20 protein-coding genes are annotated in these 22,181 nt (G+C 63.1%); 15 read left to right on the top strand and 5 right to left on the bottom strand.

All coding sequences use genetic code 11. The annotated features are described in order from the left end of the window. The first annotated feature begins 45 nt into the window (after positions 1–45). Complete coding sequence (locus J2X35_RS07375; RefSeq protein WP_310183365.1) at positions 46–3,135, top strand: SPOR domain-containing protein; 3,090 nt, start codon at positions 46–48, stop codon at positions 3,133–3,135. 343 nt (positions 3,136–3,478) lie between these two features. Here J2X35_RS07375 and J2X35_RS07370 read toward each other — a convergent pair whose 3' ends face one another. Next, entirely contained in the window at positions 3,479–4,720 is a 1,242-nt protein-coding gene (locus J2X35_RS07370) for an MFS transporter (RefSeq protein ID WP_056110037.1), read from the bottom strand. Between the two features lie 241 nt (positions 4,721–4,961). Between J2X35_RS07370 and nagZ the strand changes: the two genes are divergently transcribed. The 10 genes from nagZ (at position 4,962) to J2X35_RS07320 (ending at position 14,653) form a co-directional block, all read left to right on the top strand. Further along, positions 4,962–5,978, top strand: a complete 1,017-nt coding sequence (gene nagZ, locus J2X35_RS07365) for a beta-N-acetylhexosaminidase (protein ID WP_310183363.1) — start codon at positions 4,962–4,964, stop codon at positions 5,976–5,978. 76 nt (positions 5,979–6,054) lie between these two features. Next, on the top strand, positions 6,055–6,849 hold the full coding sequence (locus J2X35_RS07360; protein ID WP_310183762.1) for a ScpA family protein: 795 nt from the start codon (positions 6,055–6,057) through the stop codon (positions 6,847–6,849). Continuing rightward, entirely contained in the window at positions 6,846–7,601 is a 756-nt protein-coding gene (gene scpB, locus J2X35_RS07355) for an SMC-Scp complex subunit ScpB (protein ID WP_310183361.1), read from the top strand. The genes J2X35_RS07360 and scpB overlap by 4 nt, the downstream gene beginning before the upstream one ends. Positions 7,602–7,737: 136 nt before the next feature. Then, the gene (locus J2X35_RS07350; RefSeq protein WP_056110030.1) at positions 7,738–7,965 is read left to right on the top strand and encodes a twin-arginine translocase TatA/TatE family subunit; all 228 of its coding nucleotides are present in this window, start codon (positions 7,738–7,740) and stop codon (positions 7,963–7,965) included. Positions 7,966–7,993: 28 nt separating this feature from the next. Then, complete coding sequence (gene tatB, locus J2X35_RS07345) at positions 7,994–8,800, top strand: Sec-independent protein translocase protein TatB (protein ID WP_310183360.1); 807 nt, start codon at positions 7,994–7,996, stop codon at positions 8,798–8,800. A 20-nt stretch (positions 8,801–8,820) separates the two neighbouring features. Beyond that, complete coding sequence (gene tatC, locus J2X35_RS07340; protein WP_056115594.1) at positions 8,821–9,684, top strand: twin-arginine translocase subunit TatC; 864 nt, start codon at positions 8,821–8,823, stop codon at positions 9,682–9,684. A 135-nt stretch (positions 9,685–9,819) separates the two neighbouring features. After that, on the top strand, positions 9,820–11,388 hold the full coding sequence (gene serS, locus J2X35_RS07335) for a serine--tRNA ligase (protein WP_310183358.1): 1,569 nt from the start codon (positions 9,820–9,822) through the stop codon (positions 11,386–11,388). A gap of 175 nt (positions 11,389–11,563) precedes the next feature. Then, positions 11,564–12,322, top strand: a complete 759-nt coding sequence (gene surE / locus J2X35_RS07330; RefSeq protein ID WP_310183357.1) for a 5'/3'-nucleotidase SurE — start codon at positions 11,564–11,566, stop codon at positions 12,320–12,322. Further along, the gene (locus J2X35_RS07325) at positions 12,319–12,972 is read left to right on the top strand and encodes a protein-L-isoaspartate(D-aspartate) O-methyltransferase (protein WP_310183354.1); all 654 of its coding nucleotides are present in this window, start codon (positions 12,319–12,321) and stop codon (positions 12,970–12,972) included. The genes surE and J2X35_RS07325 overlap by 4 nt, the downstream gene beginning before the upstream one ends. Positions 12,973–13,081: 109 nt before the next feature. Next, complete coding sequence (locus J2X35_RS07320; RefSeq protein WP_310183352.1) at positions 13,082–14,653, top strand: peptidoglycan DD-metalloendopeptidase family protein; 1,572 nt, start codon at positions 13,082–13,084, stop codon at positions 14,651–14,653. Between the two features lie 101 nt (positions 14,654–14,754). Here the strand turns inward: J2X35_RS07320 and J2X35_RS07315 are convergent, their stop codons facing one another. Further along, complete coding sequence (locus J2X35_RS07315) at positions 14,755–15,627, bottom strand: ATP-binding protein (protein ID WP_310183351.1); 873 nt, start codon at positions 15,625–15,627, stop codon at positions 14,755–14,757. Positions 15,628–15,802: 175 nt separating this feature from the next. On the opposite strand from J2X35_RS07315, the gene yajC reads away from it, so the two are divergent. The 4 genes from yajC to J2X35_RS07295 all read left to right on the top strand — a co-directional run bounded on the left by yajC (position 15,803) and on the right by J2X35_RS07295 (position 20,006). Next, on the top strand, positions 15,803–16,138 hold the full coding sequence (gene yajC / locus J2X35_RS07310) for a preprotein translocase subunit YajC (RefSeq protein ID WP_056110015.1): 336 nt from the start codon (positions 15,803–15,805) through the stop codon (positions 16,136–16,138). Between the two features lie 63 nt (positions 16,139–16,201). After that, the gene (gene secDF, locus J2X35_RS07305; protein WP_310183350.1) at positions 16,202–18,772 is read left to right on the top strand and encodes a protein translocase subunit SecDF; all 2,571 of its coding nucleotides are present in this window, start codon (positions 16,202–16,204) and stop codon (positions 18,770–18,772) included. A 17-nt stretch (positions 18,773–18,789) separates the two neighbouring features. Continuing rightward, positions 18,790–19,161 (top strand): Mth938-like domain-containing protein, encoded by a 372-nt coding sequence (locus J2X35_RS07300; protein WP_310183760.1) that lies wholly within the window; start codon positions 18,790–18,792, stop codon positions 19,159–19,161. After that, positions 19,161–20,006 (top strand): phytoene/squalene synthase family protein, encoded by an 846-nt coding sequence (locus J2X35_RS07295; protein ID WP_310183349.1) that lies wholly within the window; start codon positions 19,161–19,163, stop codon positions 20,004–20,006. The genes J2X35_RS07300 and J2X35_RS07295 overlap by 1 nt, the downstream gene beginning before the upstream one ends. A 6-nt stretch (positions 20,007–20,012) precedes the next feature. On the opposite strand, the gene trmFO is transcribed toward J2X35_RS07295, so the two are convergent. From trmFO to J2X35_RS07280, 3 genes are all read right to left on the bottom strand, one after another. After that, entirely contained in the window at positions 20,013–21,437 is a 1,425-nt protein-coding gene (gene trmFO / locus J2X35_RS07290) for a methylenetetrahydrofolate--tRNA-(uracil(54)-C(5))-methyltransferase (FADH(2)-oxidizing) TrmFO (protein WP_310183346.1), read from the bottom strand. A gap of 347 nt (positions 21,438–21,784) precedes the next feature. Next, the gene (locus J2X35_RS07285) at positions 21,785–21,925 is read right to left on the bottom strand and encodes a DUF1127 domain-containing protein (RefSeq protein WP_082542398.1); all 141 of its coding nucleotides are present in this window, start codon (positions 21,923–21,925) and stop codon (positions 21,785–21,787) included. A gap of 41 nt (positions 21,926–21,966) precedes the next feature. Next, the gene (locus J2X35_RS07280) at positions 21,967–22,107 is read right to left on the bottom strand and encodes a DUF1127 domain-containing protein (RefSeq protein WP_082542397.1); all 141 of its coding nucleotides are present in this window, start codon (positions 22,105–22,107) and stop codon (positions 21,967–21,969) included. Positions 22,108–22,181 lie beyond the last annotated feature (74 nt).

Genomic DNA, 22,181 nt, shown 5'->3' with positions numbered 1-22,181 from the left:
CGCGACGTCCATGGCGTCCGAATGAGTATGAGTTCGGGAACGATAATGGCAGAGAGAAATCACCTTAAGATCGCCAGTCAAAACGATATCGCGGACGATGATCCGTTCGCCGAATTGACCAAGATCATGGGCTTCGACCCACGCGAGCCTTCCAGGCCGCAGGCGGCCCAGGTACCTGAGGGCGACGGGTTCGATATCGACCTCGAGAAGGAATTGATGGGCGAGTTCGACGCACTCGATGCGTTGGACGAACAGCCTGCGCCTGTCGAAAATCGTGTCGGTGATCGCCATGAACCGGCTGTTTTTGATGCCGCGGACGACAGCGCGGTCGAGGAAGGCGCCGACGAGCTTTCCCTGTCGCTCGACGACGAATTCCTGCTGGATGAGCCCGATGCTGCTGCCGGAGAGATTCGCGGGGCAGCTTCCGATGCATTCGCATTGCCCGAGACTGAACAGGCTGAGACCGGCCCGATCGAGGATGACTTCGAGGACGCAGTCGCCCGTTCGTTTGAAAGCGATTTCAATGCGCCGGCCCAGGCGCCGCTTCAGTTTGATGCTGACGAGGACGATTTCGATGCCGAGCCCGAGGCTTTGGCCGGGCCTGGCTTCGCGCAGCCTGCCGATCCGGCAGCGTCCGAACCGTCCGAGGACGATTTCGACGAAGCTGTCTTTGACGATTTGGAGTTCGACGCCGAACAGCCTGCGCAGCAGGCCGTGCATGCGTCCGTGCAGGGCGACGATCGTTCGCTCGACAGCGCAATGGCCGATGTCGATATGGATTTCGACATGCCTTCGCTTGAGCTTGCCGGGGAATCCGCGCTTGAGGCGGAGGACGCCGTGGCTGAAGGGGACGACGCCATGCTGCCGGCGAACGCCCAATCGACGGAGTTGGCCGACGATCTCGACCTCGGCATGGACCTCGACGATGCCTTTGCCGATCTCGGCGAGCCGGAAGTCGAGCCCGTGCAAACGGTGGCTCCCGTCTATGCCGCGCCAGCCTATGCCGCTCCGGTCGAGCCGGCAGCGGCTGCTGCCGTGACCGAAGACGACAATTCGCTTGAAGACGAACTCAATGCGCTTTTGAACCGCATGAGCGCGCGTCCCGTTGTGCAGCCTGAAGTGGTTGAAGCACCGCCTGTTACCGCTTCCGAGGAAACGGCCGCGCCAGTCGTCGCCGAAGCCGATCCGATCGACGATTTCGATGCGGCGGCCTGGGACCTCGATATCGCAGCCGATCAGGGTGAATCGCGGGCCGACATCGAGGAAGACATTGACCCGGCATTGCTGGTCGATCTGGAAGCGGTCGATTTCAGCGATATGGAGATCGATGCCGCAGAAGCCGATGACAGCGAAGCAGGCGAGGGCGTAGCCCAGGGTGCTGCGGATGCCGATTTCGACGAAAACGATTTTGACGCCGAACTGGACAAGCATTTCGGGTCGGTTGGGGTGGTTGCGCCTGCCGTGGCCTCGGCCGCGGCGATTTCGGCTGCCGCGATGCCTGCCTGGCAGACGCCCACGCAGCCGCGCGCTGACACCTCCTGGCAAACGGCAGCGGCGTCTTCCACGGCAACGCCGCCTGTATCCGCTGCGGCGTCTTATCCAGCAAGCACGCCCGCGGCCAGAGCCCCGCGATATGAAGACATGCCCGATGTCGAGACTATCGACGTTCCCGAGCGTGTCGTGGCGCTGGCCGACGATCTCGACCTCCCCGAAGTCGCCTTCGAGGAAGCCAGGACTGACGCCGCGTCCTATGACGATCTGGATGCGGAGTTCAGCAGCATTCTCAACGAGATGAATGCTGGCGAACCTTCATCTGCCGCGCCAGCTGCCAGCTCTTACGACGACGATGCCTATGGCGCCGGCTACCAGCGTGGCGCTACCGCGAGTGTCTACGCCGGGGCGCCGGATGCCGCGACAGCAAACCGTTCGGCGGCCAACGATCCGCTGGACGATTTCGATCTCGATTCCTTTGGCGGAAATCGCGCCGCCGCGGCCGACGACGATGCGTTCGACTACGATCCGGATCTCGACCAGTCGATGGATATCGCGGCGGCTTCGGAGGCCGAGCAGGCGAGGCCGCGCAACCGGCTGCTCTTGTGGGCAGGGGCTGTCGCTGCCATTGCCGTCGTCGGTGGTGTCGGCGCCTTTGCCCTTTCCTTTGGGGGCGGCAGCGGCAGCGAGGCTCCGGCTATCGTCAAAGCGGACAACCAGCCGATCAAGGTGAAGCCGGAAAACCCGGGCGGCGCCGTTATTCCGAACCAGGACAACAAGGTCTACGACGCAGTGTCGAAGGGTGCTGCGCCGAGCGAACCGTCGCAGCAGAATCTTGTGACCAATACGGAAGAACCGATCGACGTGACGGCCAAGGCTGAACCGCGCATCGTCGGAGCCAATCCGGAGACGGACGAGGCGGCTGCGCCGACGGGCAAGTCCGAGGACCGCATCGAGCAGGTATTGCAGGAAGACGCCGCGAATGGCAGCCAGGAAACAGCGCTGGTAACGCCGCGCAAGGTTCGCACCATGGTGGTGAAGCCCGACGGTTCGCTGGTGCCGCGCGAGGATCCCGCTCCCGCACAGGTTTCCGCCTCGGAGCCTGCCGATCCGGCCCCGCAACTCGTGGCGACCGTGCCCGACGCCACCGGCGCGGTTAACCCGCAGACCAATATCAATGAACTGAAGCCGGCCGCACCGCAGGGCGAAGCCGCACCGCAGGGCGAGGGCGTAGCGCCGGTTGCCGCGAATGCGCCGGAGGCTGCCGGACAGTCGGCCCTGACGCCTTCCATCGCGCCGATTGCCCCTCAGCGTCCGTCCGATCAGCCGATCGATGTGGTCGGTGAAGTCAAGGCGGATCAGGTTGCGGCAATCAACACAGTGGCCTCCACGGCTGCCGGCGGCGCGTGGTCGATGCAGATCGCCTCGCAGCCGACCGCCGACAGCGCCCAGTCGACCTATCAGGATCTGGCCCGTCGCTATTCCAGCGTTCTCAACGGCCGTGGCGTCAATATCGTCAAGGCTGAGATTGCCGGCAAGGGCACGTTCTACCGGGTTCGCGTGCCGGCCCCGTCGCGCAACGATGCGGTCGAACTTTGCACGAGCTACAAGGCTGCGGGCGGCAACTGCTTCGTTTCCAAGTAGATTCTCTTAGCCTCGGCAAAAACCAGACGGCGCGGCTTCGGCCGCGCCGTTTTCGTTTAGGCAACTGATGATTGTTGGATGTCATGCCGCAGCGAGCATCTGCGGTGTGTCCCCAATGCAAACCTGAACCGGCCATGGCCGGAAGCAAGGTGCTTTCGCTTGCTCCGAGCGGCGCTGCGGAGGCCTGGCTGCCAGGCGAATGAAGCACGGTTCTTGAAATGCAGGGCGGGCAGGAGAAGCGAGCCGTCTTCCCTTGCCCAAAGAAAAAGGGCCGGACTTTTGTCCGGCCCTTCGATCTTTCGACGGATGCCTTCCGGAATATTCCGAAAGGCATCGTTCCGCGTCAGGTCAGCTCGGCGCCCTTCTTTTCCGGGATGAGGAAAAGCATTGCCAGGATGTCGATGACGTAAAGAGCCGCAAGCAGCGCGATCGCCAGCTCGAAACTATACGCAGCGGCAATAGCGCCAACGACCAGCGGTCCGAACCCGCCGAAGCCCCGTCCGATGTTGAACAGGACGTTCTGCGCGGTCGCCCGGGCGGCGGTCGGATAGAGTTCGCTCATCAGAGCGCCATAACCGCCGATCATGCCGTTGACGAAGAAGCCCATTACCGCGCCGGCGATCAGCAATGCTGTCGGATCGGTGAGTTGCGAATAGACGATCACCATGACGGCCGCACCGGCCATGTAGCCGACAAAGGTCGGCCGTCTGCCAAGCCTGTCGGCAATGTGGCCGAAGAGATAAACGCCGACGATCATGCCGCCGATGGTTACCGCGGTCCAGATGGCGGATTGAGTGAGGGCGAAGCCGAAACGGGTCGAAAGGTAGTTCGGCAGCCAGATCATGACGCCGTAATAGCCGAAGTTCTGCACCGAACAGAGAATGACCATGCCGATGCTGATCTTCGTCGTGTCCCAGTCTTTCACCAGCAGCTTCAACGGCGATTCGTGGACTTTGCCTTTTACCTTGGCGACGAAGATCTCCGGCTCATGCAGCGAATGGCGGATCCAGTACGCAACAAAGGCAGGAATGATGCCAACGGCGAACATGCCGCGCCAGCCGATATGGGGAAGCAGGAGCGGCGCCGCGATCGCGGCGGCGAGAACGCCGAACTGCCAGCCTAGGCCGACATAGGAGGAGGCGCGGGCACGCTTGTTGGCCGGCCATGCCTCGGCGACCAACGCCATGCCGATGCCGAATTCGCCACCCAACCCGATCCCGGCGACGGTGCGGTAGAAAAGAAGATCCCAATAGCCTTGCGCGAGGGCGCACAGGCCGGTGAAAACCGCAAACAGCACGATGGTCCATGTCAGCACGCGGACTCGCCCGATCCGGTCGGACAGCATGCCGAAAAGAATGCCGCCGAGAACGGCGCCGATGAGGGTGGCGGTGACCAGCGAGGCGGCTTGCGCCTGGGTCAACGCCAGCTCCGCGCTGATGGCCTTGAGCATGAAGCCCAGGATCAGCAGGTCGAAGCCATCCATCGCATAGCCTATGGCCGCGCCCCACATGGCCTTCTTGGCCTTGCTGTCAACCGGCGACGCATCGCCCGGGCTGAACGGAGCGACACTTTCATTGCTAGACATAGTAAATTCCTCCCGTCTGGTATTCCAAAATAGCCCGCAAAATTGTCACGGTGATGTCTCAATCACAAGATAAATCTCAATTTTGCGATTTGGCTGCGTATATTCAGTTGGCTAAATACGCAAGCTCCGTGGCCGACTCTCACGGGAAAGTGCATCGCCAGCAGTGGAAAACCGTCCCGCGTTTTCAGTGGGAAAAGGCCGGGCGATTCCCTTCACGCACATAAGCCCCTAAACTCCCGATATGACCGAATCACGTTCACTCATCCTCGGCTGCGCCGGAAAATCGCTCTCCCGGGACGAGGCATCTTTCTACGGTGGCGAAGCGCCGTGGGGCTTCATCCTGTTCGCCCGCAATATCGGCGAGCCGGAACAGATCAAGGATCTGGTGGCGCATATGCGCGATTGCGTCGGCTGGCATGCGCCGGTTTTCATCGATCAGGAAGGCGGCAGGGTGCAGCGCCTGCGTCCGCCGCTGGCGCCGAATTATCCGGCGGGAGCGGCGCTTGGCGCGCTTTACCGTGACGACGAGGAGGCTGGACTGCGCGCTGCCTGGCTGCTGGCGCGGCTGCATGCTTTCGACCTGCTGCGGCTGGGCATCAACGCCGATTGCCTGCCGGTGCTGGACGTGCCCGTCGAGGGCGCCAGCGACGTTATCGGCGCGCGCGCCTACGGCAAGGAACCCAAGATCGTGACGGCGCTCGGCCGGGCGAGCGCCGAGGGCCTGATGTCGGGCGGCGTCATGCCGGTGATGAAGCATATACCCGGTCACGGCCGGGCTGTTGCCGATACGCATTTCGAGCTGCCGACCGTTACCACCTCACTCAAAGACCTGCGCAAGCATGATTTTGCACCCTTCACCGCCTTGAACGATCTGCCGATGGCGATGACCGCGCATGTCATCTACAGCGCCATCGATCCGAACGCGCCGGCCACGACATCCGGCAAGGTGGTCGAGGAAATCATCCGCGGCGAGATCGGATTCGACGGCCTTCTGGTCAGCGACGACACATCGATGAAGGCGCTTTCTGGGGATTTCCAGACAAAGGCCGCCGCCATCCTTGCGGCGGGCGTCGATATCGTTCTTCACTGCAATGGCGACATGGACGAAATGCGGGCCGTGGCTTCGCGGGCAAAGCCACTCGAAGGCAAGGCTCTCGAACGCGCCAGGCGGGCGCTTTCTTCCGTTCGGGGCGCGGACCGGAAGGACGAAACCGAGCTGCGCGCCGAGTTCGCGGATTATTTCGAGGCGATTGCCTAACAGGAGAACGGACGGAACGGTGGCAGAAACGCCCAACAGCAGGGCCGGGGAGAACAAGCCCGAAAAGGCCGCGCCGATGGACCGCCTCTGGGCGGAGAACGACGATGCGCGCCTGACGGGCGAGCCGGAACTGCTCGTCGATGTCGCCGGCTTCGAGGGGCCGCTCGATCTGCTGCTGCATCTCGCCCGCAACCAGAAGGTCGATCTGGCGCGCATTTCGATCCTGGCGCTGGCCGAGCAGTACCTCTCCTTCGTCGAAAAAGTTCGAGCGCTACGACTGGAACTCGCCGCCGACTATCTGGTGATGGCGGCGTGGCTGGCCTTCCTGAAATCCAAGCTTTTAATCCCGAAGCAGCCCGGCGAGGAGGAAAGCGGCGAGGAATTGGCGGCGGTGCTGCAGTTTCGCCTGCGCCGCCTCGAAGCGATGCGCGACGCGGCGGCGCGTCTGGTGAACCGCAACCGGCTCGGACGCGACGTCTTCCAGCGCGGCATGCCGGAAATGGTCATCGTCGAAAAACGCAACGAGTACTCCGCATCGCTCTACGATCTTCTGACCGCCTACGCCTCGCAGCGCCAGCGGCTGGCGATCACCAATGTCACCATTGCCAAGCGGGGCGTCTGGTCGCTCAAGGATGCCCGCTCGCTGCTGGCGCGGCTGATCGGCTCAACTGGCGACTGGACCGCGCTGGACAGTTTCCTGATCGAATATCTGGCCTCGCCCGAGGAGAAACGCACGGCAATGGCCTCTTCGTTCGCCGCGACGCTGGAGATGGTGCGCGAGGGCAGCCTGGAAATGCGTCAGCAGGAGGTTTTCGCACCGATCTATCTGCGTGGACGGCAGCGCATCAAGGCAGTCGAGGTGGCATCATGAGCGACAGCATCGGCGCTTCGGTCATTCCCTTCAAGGTTGGCGACGAGCCTGAGGGGCAGGAAGGCGAGGGGGCTGTGACCCAGAACCCGGCAGAGCGGCTGCACATCGCCGAAGCCATGCGAATGGCCGAGGCCATTGTCTTCGCCAGCGCCGAGCCGGTGAGCGAAAAGCAGCTCACGGCGCGCCTGCCCGACGGGATAAACATTGCGGCCGCCATGGCCGAGCTGCAGCAAATCTACTCCCGGCGCGGCGTCAATCTGGTCAAGGTAGGCGACGGTTGGGCATTCCGCACCGCCGGCGATCTCGCTTTCCTGATGAGCCGCGACACGGTGCAGCAGAAAAAGCTGTCGCGCGCGGCGCTGGAGGTGCTCGCCATCATCGCCTATCACCAGCCTGTCACTCGGGCTGAGATCGAGGACATCCGCGGCGTCGAGACCTCGAAAGGCACGCTCGATACGCTGATGGAGACGGAATGGGTGCGAATGCGGGGACGCCGTCGCACGCCAGGCCGCCCGGTGACCTATGGCACCACGGAAAAATTCCTCGACCATTTCGCTCTTGAAGAAATCCGCGATCTACCCGGCATCGAGGAACTGAAGGGCGCCGGCCTGCTTTCGGCGCGGATGCCGGCCAATTTCGCCATGCCGCTGCCGCCGGCCGATCCCGACGAACTGACCGAGGACGAAGACCCTCTGACGGATATCGATCTTGAGGAACTCGGCCTGCTGACGCCGCGCGTCACGGAAGATTGAGCGCCAAATCTCTTTTGCCGTTGCCCGCTCGGAGGACATGCGTCATATGGGCGCAACGACATTTGCGGTTCTGTTTGAAACCGGACGCGAAAGCGCATAGATCAAGGTTCAGCAAACCGCTTGGGAGAGATTTGCAATGGGTTCGTTTTCGATCTGGCACTGGGTGATCGTTCTGGTCATCGTGCTTCTTGTGTTCGGCCGCGGCAAGATTCCGGAGCTGATGGGCGACATGGCCAAGGGCATCAAGAGCTTCAAGAAGGGCATGGCTGACGACGAAGAGCCGGTGGCCGAGGACAAGCGCACCGTCGAGCATCGCGCCGACGAGACCGTTTCGACGCCGCGCGAAAAGGCCACCAAGAGCTGAACATCGCCGCTAGCCGGAACGCATAGCCATGTTGGAAGTCGGCTGGACTGAAATGCTGGTCATCGCGATCGTCATGATCGTGGTGGTCGGGCCGAAGGATTTGCCCGGAATGTTGCGCACTTTCGGGCGGTTCGCCGCCAAGGCGCGCGGCATGGCTGGCGATTTCCAGCGTCAGTTCAACGATGCGTTGAAAGAGGCCGAGCTCGACGACGTGAAGAAATCCGTCGATGCGTTGCGTGACCTCAACCCCGCCGCCCAGATACGCAAGCAGCTCAATCCGTTCGAGCAGGCCGCCGCCGACGTGCGCGCCGGGGTGGATTCGGCGATGAAGCCGAAGCCGGCCGAACCGCCGAAGGTGGAATCCGCCGACGCCGCCGCACAACCGGCCGAGCCGGTAAAGGGTGGCGCGACCGCCATGCCCGGCGTGAACGGTCCCGATACGATGCCGCCCCCGGTGGTGTTTCCGGCGATGAGCGATGCTTCGGTGACACCGCCCGCAGCGACAGGCGCCGGTTCTGGCAAGGCGGTTGCCAAACCCGCCGCCGGCGCGAAGAAAAGCGCCGCGGCAAAGCCGTCCAAGGCTGCCGCCTCAAGCGCCAGGGCTTCCGTGAAGACCGCGCCTGCCGTTCCTGCAAAGGCTGTCATGAAGGCCGCGCCTGCCAAGGCTACAAGCGCCAAAGTTCCTGCGACGAAGGCTTCTCCCGTCAAAGCGAGCCCCGCCAAGCCGATTGCCGACAAGAAGACGCCAGCCAAGGCTGTTGCCGCCAAGAAGACTCCCGCCAAAGCCGTTGCCGCCAAAGCCATCCCGCCCAAGAAAACGACGAGGGCGAAGTGAGCCTTTCCGAAAAGGAAGACATGGACAAGTCGGCAGCGCCGCTGATGGAACATCTGATCGAGTTGCGCCGGCGGCTGATCTGGTCGATCGGCGGCTTCTTCATCGCCTTCCTTGTCTGCTTCTTCTTTGCCAAGCCGCTGTTCAATTTCCTGGTCGTTCCGTTCAAGCGTGCGACGGAATGGGCCGGGCTCGATCCGCAGAAGGTCGAACTGATCTATACGGCCCCGCAGGAGTTCTTCTTCACGCAGGTGAAGCTCGCCATGTTCGGCGGCATGGTCATCGCCTTTCCGCTGATTGCGACGCAGATCTACAAATTCATCGCACCCGGCCTCTACAAGAACGAGCGCGCCGCCTTCCTGCCGTTTTTGATCGCGTCGCCGCTTTTGTTCCTGCTCGGCGCGGCGCTGGTCTATTTCTTCTTCACGCCGATGGTGATGTGGTTCTTCCTGTCGATGCAGCAGGGCGGCGGCGACGGCCAGGTGCAGATTTCGCTGCTGCCCAAGGTGTCGGAATATCTCAGCCTGATCATGACGCTGATCTTCTCCTTCGGTCTGGTGTTCCAGTTGCCGGTGGTGACCAGCCTGATGGCGCGCGTCGGGATCGTCTCGGCCAAGGCGCTGGCCGAAAAGCGCAAATGGGCGATCGTCATCGCCTTCGTGGTCGCGGCGGTGCTGACCCCGCCCGATCCGCTCAGCCAGATCGGCCTGGCGCTGCCGACAATCATTCTCTACGAGATTTCGATCATCACGGCGCGCATGATCGAGCGCAGCCGCGAAAAGGAACGTGTCGCCAAGGAACGCGCGGAAGCCGCCGAAGCGGTTGCCGAGAATGCGGCGAAGGCTGAGAAGGCGGCGAACGACAAGGCCGCCGAGAGCGCTTCCTAGCCAGGGACAATGACGTGGCGTGCGCCACGTCCATCCTGGAACTTCAGCGGCAACCCTCATACGCCAAAGAGCAGGTCTTGCATCGACCGCCGTTGCGGTTTACCCCGCTGTGCGCCGTTTCAGGATTGGTTTCCCATGCTCGACATCAAATGGATTCGCGAAAACCCGCAGGCTCTGGTCGATGCGCTTTCGAAGCGTCCGTCCTACGCGGAGGCCGCGCAGTCCACCGTCGATGAGCTGATCGCCAGGGACGAGGCGCGCCGCCAGCACCTCACCGACCTTCAGTCGAAGCAGGAGCGCCGCAACGCCGCCTCGAAGGAGATCGGCAACGCCATGCGCGACAAGGACATGGCGCTGGCGGAGCGGCTGAAAAGCGAGGTCAACGAGATCAAGGCGTTCATCCAGAACGGCGAGAAGCGCGAGCGCGAACTCGACAAGGCGCTGAACGACGAGCTGGCCTTGCTGCCGAACATCCCGCTGGACGACGTGCCGGTGGGCGCAGACGAGAACGACAATGTCGAGGTGCGCCGCTTCGGTGACGAACTGATCACGGCGCGCCAGCCTCGGATGGGGAACATGCCGAAGGAGCATTTCGAGATTGGCGAGCGGCTCGGCCAGATGGATTTCGAACGCGCTGCCAAGCTTTCGGGCGCGCGCTTCACGGTGCTGAAGGGCGGTCTGGCGCGGCTCGACCGGGCGCTCGGCCAGTTCATGCTCGACCTGCATACGGTGGAGCATGGCTACACCGAAGTGCAGGTGCCGCTGATGGTGCGTTCTGATGCCATGTTTGGCACCGGACAATTGCCCAAATTCGAAGAAGATTTGTTTTCCGTGCACACGGATTTGGACAAACTTGAAACCGAACTGACGGTTCAGAATCGAATGGCCGACGTTTACAAGATTGAGTTTGAGCGGTCGTTCAATTTTCTGATGGGCATCATCGAAAACGATTCATTCGATCCAGAAACTCGACTCGCTATAGATAAACTCTATGAAAATACCTTGCGTAAGGAAGCCAGTCAAAATCTGGAAACTATGAAGGCCAATCTGGAGCTGGCCCGAGAGCGATATCAAGAATTGAAAAAAGGGGGGGTGCAAGATCGTTACCTCATCCCCACCGCCGAAGTCCCGCTCACAAACCTCGTTCGCGACGAGATCACCGCGCACGACAAGCTCCCCCTGCGGATGACGGCGCTGACGCCGTGCTTCCGTTCCGAGGCAGGGTCGGCCGGGCGCGATACGCGCGGCATGTTGCGCCAGCACCAGTTCTACAAGGTGGAGCTTGTCTCGATCACCGATCAGGACAGTTCGCTGGCCGAGCATGAGCGCATGACGGAATGCGCCGAGGCCGTGCTGAAGAAGCTTGAGCTGCCGTTCCGCACCGTGGCGCTGTCCACCGGCGACATGGGCTTCGGCGCACGCAAGACCTACGATATCGAGGTCTGGCTGCCCGGCCAGAACGCCTATCGCGAAATCTCGTCCTGTTCGGTCTGCGGCGATTTCCAGGCCCGGCGCATGAACGCCCGCTACAAGGACCGCGACGGCAAGGGCAATCTCTTCGTCCACACGCTGAACGGCTCGGGCACCGCTGTCGGGCGCGCGCTGATCGCCGTCATCGAGAACTACCAGAACGAGGACGGCAGCGTAACGATTCCTGAAGCGCTGCGGCCTTACATGGGCGGTCTGGAAAGAATTGAAGCATGATGGCAGCCGGAGCGGTGCAGCGCTTTACCCTCCCCCTTGTGGGGAGGGTCGGCGAGCGGTCGTTGCGGAGCAGCGATCGGGAGACGGGGTGGGGGTGCGCTGCCGCCGGCGTCTGCTTGCCCCCACCCCGCTCCGCTGCGCGGATCGACCCTCCCCACAAGGGGGAGGGTAAATAATGCGCATTCTCCTCACCAATGATGACGGCATCCATGCCGAGGGGCTTGCCTCGCTGGAACGCATCGCGCGCACGCTGTCCGACGATGTCTGGGTGGTGGCCCCGGAAAACGACCAGTCCGGCTACGCGCATTCGCTGTCGCTGTCGGAGCCGCTCAGGCTGCGGAAGATCGGCGAGAAGCACTTCGCCGTGCGCGGCACGCCGACCGATTGCGTCATCATGGGCGCCAAGAAGCTGATGCCCGGCCTGCCGGACCTGGTGCTGTCGGGCGTCAATTCCGGCGCCAACCTTGCCGACGACGTGACCTATTCCGGCACCGTCGCCGGGGCCATGGAGGGCGCGTTGCTCGGCGTTCGGTCCATCGCGCTCAGCCAGGTCTACCGCTATGTCGGCGACGACCGGGTGGTTCCTTATGAGACCGCCGAGGCGCTGGCTCCGGCGCTGCTCCAAAAGCTGATCGCGGCGTCGCTGCCGGACAACGTGCTCGTCAACGTCAATTTTCCTGTCTGCAAGCCGGAGGAAGTCGCCGGCGCGCTGGTCACCGCGCAGGGCAAGGTGGCGCACAGCGTGTCGGTCGATGAGCGGCGCGACGGGCGCGGCCTGCCGTATTACTGGCTGCGCTTCGCGCGCGAGCCGTCGGAGACGGCGGAGGGCACGGATGTCCACGCCGTCCGCAACAATTTCGTTTCCGTGACGCCGCTGCAGCTGGACCTGACGGCGCACCGGCTGCGCGACGATCTGAGCAAGGCGCTTTCATGAATGCGATCATCGAGGAACGGGAGGCGTTCGCCGCTTTCCTGCTGCGGCTGCGTGGCAAGGGCACCGTCCCCAAGCAATTGATCGCGGCGTTCGAGGCGACGCCGCGCCGCGGCTTCCTGTCCGGCCACCTGCACCCAGCCGCGTGGTCCGACCGCATGCTGCCGATCGAATGCGGTGAAGCAATCGAGGGGGCCGATCTGCAGGCCGCCGTCATCGCGGCGCTTGCCATCGAGCCCGGCAACCGGGTTCTGGAGATCGGCACCGGCTCGGGTTTCACATCGGCCGTCATCTCGCGGCTGGCGGGTCGGGTCGTCACCATCGACCGCTACAGGACGCTTGTCGAGCAGGCTCGCCAGCGGCTCGAGGCGCTCGGCATCACCAACGTCATCGCACGGCAGGCCGACGGCTCGAACGGATTGGGCCAGGAGGGTCCGTTCGACCGCATCGTGGTATGGGCCGCGTTCGAGACGCTGCCGCGCTTCCTGCTCGACCAGTTGTCGAGCGGCGGCATCGTGATTGCGCCCATCGGGCCGGAAGAGGGCGAGCAGGTGGTGGCCAAGCTGACCAAGGTCGGCAGCCGTTTCGACCGCGAGGATATTGGCGTCGTGCGGCTGCAGCCGATCCTTGCCGGGACCGCCGCCGTAATCTGACCGAATGTTTTAAGAAAAATTTCGACAGATTCTAACGGTTTAACCGACCAGTAACATTAACGCGCTTTAATCCAACCCAGTGAGTACCGGGTATATGCGGGTTAGTGCGATGCATCTGAGTGTTTTCAAGGCCAACGGACGCAATCTGGCGCGCGGATGCGCAATGGTCCTGGTGATCGGGGCGGTATCCGGGTGCAGTTCCCAGGTGGCGCGATTCGGCGGGGTCGATGACTACGCCACCGCGTCGACCTCCAACCAGCGCGCCATCATCGACAAGCGGACGCCACAGCCCTATCCGGGCGATGTGGCCCAGGCGGCGCCATCGATCTCACCCGCACCGGCCAACGGCAGCTATTCGCAGTCGGTCACCCGCTCCAGCCTCGAACCGGTGTCGGTCAAGCCGCTGCCGCCCGTCGCGCAGGCCGAGCCCGCGCCGGTATCGAAGCCGATCCGCACGGCGGTCGCCGCGCCGAAACTCGACAGCACGACAACTGGCACCGTCGCTTCGACCAAGCCGTTCAAGCAGGCCGCGCCGGAAGAGCCGCAGATGGCATCCGCCGACAGCGAGCCGCATGGCTGGTCGCGGGCAGGGGGCACCCAGATCACCGCCAAGGAAGGCGAGACGGTGTACAATCTGTCGCGCCGCTTCGGCGTTCCGGCCGATGTCATCATGAAGACCAACGGCCTCTCCAGCGCCAACGGCCTGCAGGTCGGCCAGAAAGTCGTCATCCCGACCTATGTCTATTCCAGCAAGGCGCCTGTTTCGGCGCCGGACAGCGATCCTAATGTCGCCGACGCCAAATCGTCGCGCGGCACGAAATACGACGTGCCTGCCAACAAGGTGCCGCTGCCGGCCAACGCGCCCTCACAGAAAGTCGCCGTTCTGCCGCAGCAGCCCAAGCTCAAGGAAGGGCAGGCCGAAACTACCGCCGGAAACACGGCCTCGGCCAGCGATCCGAAGCAGAAGCCGGCAAAGCAGGTCGCCGAGGCAAGTCAGCCTGGAACCTACAAGGTTCAGTCCGGCGACACGCTCTCTGCCGTGGCCCGCAAGACCGGCGTCAGCGTCACCGCGCTCAAGCAGGCCAACGGCATGCAGGACGGCATATTGCGCATCGGCCAGACGTTGAAAGTGCCGAGCGCCGGAGCCACCACCGTCGCGGCAGCGAAGCCTGTAGCGCTCGACCCGGTGAAGACCGCATCGACCCCGCCGCCCGAAAAGGCGACGCAGACGCTGGCGTCCTATACCCCGCCCAAGCAGGACGCCAAGGTCATCCAGCAGGCCGAGAAGGAAGATGTCGATGCGCCGGATTCGACCGGCATCGGCAAGATGCGCTGGCCGGTCCGGGGCCGCGTCATCTCCGGCTTTGGCGGCAAGGGCGGCGACGGCATCGACATCGCCGTGCCGGAAGGCACGCCGGTCAAGGCGGCTGAGAACGGCGTCGTCATCTATGCCGGCAACGGTCTCAAGGAATTCGGCAACACCGTGCTTGTGCGCCACGAGAATGGCCTGGTCACGGTCTACGGCCATGCCAGCAACATCGAGGTGCAGCGCGGACAGAAGGTCAAGCGCGGCCAGGAAATTGCCCAGTCGGGCATGAGCGGCACGACGGACTCGCCGAAGCTGCATTTCGAGGTGCGCAAGAACTCCGCGCCGATCGACCCTTCGACCTTCCTTGAATAGAAAACAGAAACGATTGCGGGCCGCCTGACCTCCAGTCCGGCCCGCCGGCTTGGCCCGTCTCGCAAGAGGCGGGCTTTTTAGCACTCGCGTCCGGGACGACTTCAGTCCAGCGGCTTGCCGAGCCGGCCGGCGAGGTCCTGGGTGAACTGCCAGGCGACGCGGCCGGAACGGCTGCCGCGCGTGGTCGCCCATTCCAGCGCTTCGGCCCGCAATGCTTCCGGATCGACGTCGAGGCCGAAATGGCTGGCGTAGCCGTTGACCATGTCGAGATAGTCGTCCTGCGAGCATTTGTGGAAGCCGAGCCACAGGCCGAAACGGTCCGACAGCGAAACCTTTTCCTCGACCGCCTCCGACGGGTTGATCGCCGTCGAGCGTTCATTGTCGATCATGTCGCGGGGCAACAGATGCCGCCGGTTCGAGGTGGCGTAGAAGATGACATTGGCCGGACGGCCCTCGACGCCGCCTTCGAGCGCCGCCTTGAGCGATTTGTATGACGTGTCGTCATGGTCGAAGGACAGGTCGTCGCAGAACAGGATGAAGCGATAGGACGCGGCCTTGAGCAGCGTCATCAGCTTTGGCAGCGTGTCGATGTCCTCGCGGTGGATCTCGATCAGCTTGAGCGGGCCGTCGGTCTTGCCCGAGGCGTTGATCTGGGCATGAACCGCTTTCACCAGCGAGGATTTTCCCATGCCGCGCGCGCCCCACAGCAGCACGTTGTTGGCCGCGAACCCCAGGGCAAAGCGCTCTGTGTTGTCGTGCAGGATATCGCGGACGCGATCGACGCCGCGGATCAGGCCGATGTCGACGCGATTGACCTTGGCTATGGGTTCCAGATAGCCGGGTTCGGCCTGCCAGACGAAACAGTCGGCGGTGGAAATGTCGGTCTCCGGCGGGGAGGATGGCGCCAGGCGCGTCACTGCTTCGATCAGCCGGTCGAGTTTCGCGTTCAAGGCGTCGAGGGTACTGTCGGTCATAATCTGTCTTTTTATCGTTGCATCGGGGAGACCTGTGACGCTCTAACACGGGTCAGAGGGCTGGAAAAGCGCCAGAAACCCCGGTTCATCCAGTTGCAATGGTAAGTTTACCGACTATATTCCGGCCAAATTTCACGCAGCCGGTTGCGGCTTTTTCTACGGTCAGGAGTTTGAAATGTTCGTAACACCGGCATACGCCCAGGGCATCGGCGCTTCTCCCGACATGTTCATCAGCATTTTGCCGTTTGTGCTGATTTTTGTGATCATGTATTTTCTGATCATCCGGCCGCAGCGCACGCAGCTGAAGAAGCGCGGCGAGATGCTGGCGGCGATCAGGCGTGGCGACACGGTCGTCACCGGCGGCGGCTTCGTCGGCAAGGTCACCAAGGTGATCGACGACAACGAGCTGGAAATCGATCTCGGCGGCTCGAAAGTGACCGCGCTTCGCTCGACCATCGCCGACGTCAGGGTGAAGGGTGAGCCGGTGGCGAACCAGAACGCCAAGAAATAACCGCCAGGAAATAGCCGCAAAGTGCGCGGACTGCGGCCACTACGGCTGATTGGATAACGGACTATGCTCTATTTTTCGCGCTGGAAGACGATTGGGATCTGGGCCGTCGTCTTGCTTGGCTTGTTGTTCGCGCTGCCGAACCTGTTCCCGCAATCAGTTTTGGCGAAACTGCCGGACTGGCTGCCGAAGAAGCAGATGACGCTCGGCCTCGATCTGCAGGGCGGCTCGCACATCCTGCTCAAGATCGAACCGAACGACCTGATCAAGGACAGGCTGGACACCAGCCGCGATGAGATCAGGACGCTGCTGCGGGACGCCAAGATCGGCTACACCGGCCTTTCCGGTTCGGGCAAGGTCGTGCAGGTCCGCATTCGCGACACCAATCAGGTGGCCGCGGCGAAAGAGGCGCTGAAACAGCTCGTCGCCCCGATTTCTTCTGGCCTGTTCACCGGCGGTTCCGTCGTCGAGATGGAGCAGGACGAGCCGGAACCCGGCCTTCTCCGCTACACGATGACCGACGCCGGCATCAAATACCGGACGTCGACCGCGCTGCAGCAGTCCATCGAAGTCGTCGGTCGGCGCGTCAACGAACTCGGCACGACCGAGCCTGTGGTCCAGCGCCAGGGCGATGATCGCATTCTCGTGCAGGTCCCGGGTCTGCAGGACCCGCAGCGGCTGAAGGACATCCTTGGCCAGACGGCGAAACTGACGTTCCAGATGGTCGACCAGACAATGCCGGTGCAGGATGCCCTCAATGGCCGTCCACCGGCCGGCTCCACCATCATGTATTCGCAGGACGAGCCGGCGGTTCCCTATCTCATCGAAAACCGGGTCATCGTTGCCGGCGAGAATCTGGTTGATGCGCAGGCGACGTTCGACCAGCGCACCAATGAGCCGGTCGTCTCGTTCCGTTTCGACGCCAAGGGCGCGGCGCGCTTCGGCCAGGCGACCCAGCAGAATGTCGGCAAGCTGTTCGCCATTATCCTGGACAACAAGGTGATTTCCGCGCCGCAGATCCGCGAGCCGATCCTTGGCGGCACGGGTCAGATTTCCGGCAATTTCACCGCCCAGAGCGCCAACGACCTGGCCGTGCTGCTGCGCGCCGGCGCCTTGCCGGCGACCCTGACGGTCATCGAAGAGCGGACGGTCGGTCCAGGTCTCGGTCAGGATTCCATCGACGCGGGCAAAATGTCGTCGATTGTGGGTTCGATCCTCGTCGTCGTCTTCATGGTGGCCGCCTACGGTACGCTGGGCTGGATCGCCAACGTCGCCCTCGTGGCGAACGTGGCGATGATCGTGGCGATCCTTTCGCTGGTCGGCGCGACGCTGACCTTGCCGGGCATCGCCGGCATCGTGCTGACCGTCGGCATGGCGGTGGACTCCAACGTTCTGATCTATGAACGAATACGCGAAGAACGGCGAGCGGGACGCTCGATCGTGCAGTCCATCGACACCGGCTTCCAGAAGGCGCTGGCGACGATTTTGGACTCGAACATCACGACGCTGATCGCGGCGGTGGTGCTGTTTTTCCTTGGCTCCGGCCCGGTGCGGGGCTTCGCGGTAACGCTTGCGGTCGGTATCGTCACCACCGTTTTCACCGCCTTCACGCTGACGCGCTGGCTGGTTGCCGTATGGCTTCGCCGCGTCAAGCCGAAGGAACTGCCCAAGGGCTATGTCCGGCTGGTGCCGGAGGTTACACGCATACCGTTCATGCGCATTCGCCTGCAGGCCTTCGTTATATCTATGTTCCTGTGCGTCGCTTCCGTCTTCCTGCTGTTCACCCAGGGGCTGAATTTCGGCATCGACTTCACCGGCGGTACCATTATGGAGGTGCGGGCGAAGTCCGGAGCGGCTGATCTTGCCGACATCCGCGAGAAGCTGACATCTACCGGCATCAAGGAAATCCAGGTCCAGGGCTTCGGTAATGAAAGCGACGTGCTGATCAGGCTTGGCGCCACTGCTGACGAAGGCGATGAAGCTGGCGCCATTGTCGTCCAGAAGGCGCAACAGTCATTGAGCGCGGATTACGACATTCGTCGCACCGAACTGGTCGGGCCGACAGTATCGGGCGAACTTGCGTGGATAGCGGTCCTCGGCGTCGTGGCTGCGTTGGGCGCGATCCTGGTCTATGTGTGGATCCGGTTCGAGTGGCAGTTCGCGCTTGGCTCCATCGTGGCAACGATCAACGATATTCTGCTGACCCTCGGCTTCCTTGTGGTCACCCAGCTACAGTTCGATCTATCGACGGTGGCCGCAATCCTGACGATCGTCGGTTTCTCGTTGAACGATACGGTCGTCATCTATGACCGCGTGCGCGAGAATCTGAGGCGCTTCAAGAAGATGCCGCTCGGGCAGTTGCTCGACCTTTCCGACAACGAGATGCTGTCACGCACGACGATGACCGCGATCACCACCTTCCTGGCTCTGCTGGCACTGTTCCTGCTCGGCGGCGAGGTTATCCGGTCATTCGTTGCCGCGATGCTCTTCGGCGTTTTCATCGGCACACTGTCCTCGATCTTCATCGCTGCGCCGATCCTCATCATCTTCAAGCTGCGTCCGACCTCTGCAGTACCCGCCTCCGACAAGGAAGCGCCGGTCGAAGGTGATATCGGCCGGCAGCTGCCGGCGAAGTGACGAAAGCCGGCATCATCATGCGCGAGGCCCATTTTCCGGGCCGCGCGCAGATCGAGGCCTACGGCAATGGCGGCTTCCGCTTCGCCGACATGTCGCATCGCGGCTCCCTGCTGTGCCTGCCGTCGGGCATTCATGGCTGGAAGCCGGTCGACCCTGCCGTCCTGACCGTCGCCGATTTCGACAAGGTCTTGGCGGAGGCCAACGCGATCGAGATCCTGCTTGTCGGCATGGGCCGGGAGTTGCGTCCATTGCCGGCGGCGCTGCGGGCAGCGCTGAAGGAAGCAGGGATTGGCGCCGACCCGATGTCGACGGGCGCCGCTGTGCGCACCTACAATGTTCTGCTCGCTGAAAACCGCGCCGTCGCCGCCGCCTTCATCGCTGTTGACTGATGGACACGCCAGCCAAGATCGTCATGGAGGCGGTACGAACCGCCGACCATGACCGCTATCTGTCGGCGCTCTATGCGCCAGCGGACAAGCGCGAGGCGCTTTTTTCCCTTTACGCCTTCAACGCCGAGATCGCCGGCGTGCGCGATCGCATCCGCGAGGCGCTGCCCGGCGAGGTGCGCCTGCAATGGTGGCGGGATGTCATTGCGGCCGACGATCCGGAGGCCGGCGCGGGGCACCCGCTGGCGCAGGCGCTGCTACGGACGATCTCCGAACACAATTTGCCGAAGGCCGCATTCGATAATTATCTCGAGGCGCGGATTTTCGACCTCTACGACGATCCGATGCCATCGCGAACGGACCTCGAAGGCTATTGCGGTGAAACGGCTTCGGCGATCCTGCAGCTGAGCGCTCTCGTGCTCGATCCTGCAGCGGCGTCCCGGTTTGCCGAACTCGCCGGCCATGCCGGATGCGCGCAAGGCATAGCGGGGGTGCTGCTGCTGCTGCCGCTGCATCGGAGAAGGGGCCAGTGCTACATCCCCGCCGACATACTGGCGGCGGCGGGAACGTCATCTGACGCGTTTCTTGCGGGAGAAGGCGACCCTGCCGCCGGGCGCGCGGTCGAGGCCATGGTGGCCTTGGGGCGGGAGCATCTGGCGATCTTCAAAGACGGCGCGAGGGCGCTGCCGGCGTCGCTGCGTCCCGCATTCCTGCCTCTGGCGCTAACGCAAGCCTATCTGGCGAAAATGGCTGGTTCGGCCCAGGCACTGGCCGGCTTCGGCGTTCGGATTTCAGCGATCCGGAAGCACTGGCTGCTGTTCCGCTACGCGACGCGCGGCTGGAGCTGAGCGCGGCTATTCGGCCGCCTGAGCCGCACTTTCGAGGCCGAGCCATGCGCGGCAATCCTGAAGCGCCCGCGCCGTCATTGCCTTCTTCCGGGCTATCGACTTGTCCTTGCCGCGGAAGCGTCCCTCGAAACCTTCCGGTTTGAGTTTTGTGCCGGCCTCGAGCGGCGGGAACAGGCCGAAATTGATGTTCATCGGCTGGAAGGAACGCTTGCCAGGCTCGTCATCGGACACGATGTGCCCGCCGGTGATGTGATTGAGCAGCGCCCCGAAGGCCGTCGTCACCGGCGGTGGCGCAACGGGATGGCCAAGGCGCTCGCCGGCGGCGAAGCGCCCGGCAAGCAGGCCGATCGCGGCGCTCTCGACATAGCCTTCGCAGCCGGTGATCTGTCCGGCAAAGCGCAGGCCGGGCCGCGATTTCAGTTGCAGCGTAGCATCCAGCAGGGTCGGCGAATTGATGTAGGTGTTTCTGTGCAGGCCGCCCAGCCGGGCAAATTCGGCGTTCTCCAAACCGGGAATGGTTCGGAAGATGCGCACCTGCTCGGCATGCTTCAGCTTGGTCTGGAAGCCGACCATATTGTAGAGCGTGCCGAGCGCATTGTCCTGCCGGAGCTGCACCACCGCATAGGCCTTGACCGTCGGATTGTGCGCGTTGGTCAGGCCCATCGGCTTCATCGGGCCGTGGCGCAGCGTTTCGACGCCGCGCTCAGCCATAATCTCGATCGGCAGGCAGCCGTCGAAATAGGGCGTGCCTTCCCACTGCTTGAACTCGGTCTTGCCGCCGTCGAGCAGCGCCTGGACGAAAGCCTCGTACTGGTCCTTGTCGAGCGGGCAGTTGATATAATCCTTGCCGGTGCCGCCGGGTCCAACCTTGTCGTAGCGTGACTGGAACCAGGCCTTGTCCATGTCGATCGTGTCGAAATGGACGATGGGTGCGATGGCGTCGAAGAAGGCCAGCGCATCGGCGCCGGTGGCGTCGGCGATGGATTGCGCGAGCGCGGGCGCGGTCAGCGGGCCGGTTGCGACGATCGTCTGCTGCCAGTCGGCGGGCGGCAGGCCGGGAACTTCCTCGCGGACGATGGTGATCAGAGGGTGGGCTTCGAGCCTGGCGGTCACCGCCTGCGAAAAGCCGTCGCGGTCGACGGCCAGCGCGCTGCCGGCCGGCACCTGGTGCGCGTCGCCGGAAGCCATCACCAGCGAGCCAGCCAGCCGCATTTCGGCATGAAGCAGGCCGACCGCGTTGGTCTCGGCGTCGTCGGAACGGAAGGAGTTCGAGCAGACCAGCTCGGCGAGGTCTTGGGTCTTGTGGGCGTCGGTGCCGCGCACCGGGCGCATTTCGTGCAGGATGACGGGCACGCCGGCCTCGGCCGCCTGCCAGGCCGCTTCAGAACCGGCGAGACCGCCGCCGACGATATGGATGGGTTCAAGGCTCATGGGCGGGACATAATCGCTTGCCATTCACAATGCAATTCGACGCAAGCGCTTCGCGACAGCGAGCAGCAAAAACAACAATGCCCGCCGGGGGAGGATCCGGCGGGCATCGTTTTGATGGTCAATCCCCGGGAGGAGGTGAGGACCGACCGTATTCGTCATTGCCGGGGAGGAGGTCGGCTTTGACGAAATTCCTTTCGCCGTTGAAGGGGGCGAAACCCTTTCCGGTAACAACGCCCGCCGAGGGAGGAGGTTCGGCGGGCGCCGTTTCGGTGGTCAATCCCCGGGAGGAGGTGAGGATCGACCGTATCCGTCAGGTCGGGGAGGAGGTCGACGCTGACGAAATTCCGTTAGAGACCCTTGCGGGCGACCTGCTTGATCTCGTCGCGGACGAGGCCAAGATCATGAAGCTGGCGGTTGGACAGGCGACCCAGTTCGTTCACCGTGTCGCGGTAGACGCGCCAATTGCGGTAGTTGCGGATCAGGTTCATTTCAGTATCTCTTCTCAAAAACTCCGGTCCATCGACCGGATTCAGGAACTCTTGCGGGCTACGTAAGGAATGTCGCCGCGGCTGATGCCGAGGTCACTCAACTCGCGATTGCTCAGTTGGCGCAGCTCGGAGACGGTCTCCATATAGCGCCGCCAGTTGCGGTAATTGCGGATCAGGTTCATCTCAGTGCTCGTTTCGTCTTTCTTTCGGATTGTCTTGTCTTTCCGAATGATCAGAAGGTAAGTGCGCTCATATC

This window comes from Mesorhizobium sp. BE184, from assembly GCF_031457045.1.
Lineage (GTDB): Bacteria > Pseudomonadota > Alphaproteobacteria > Rhizobiales > Rhizobiaceae > Mesorhizobium.
The sequence above is the reverse complement of the archived record's forward strand: the minus strand, read 5'-3'. Positions and strand labels throughout refer to the sequence as shown.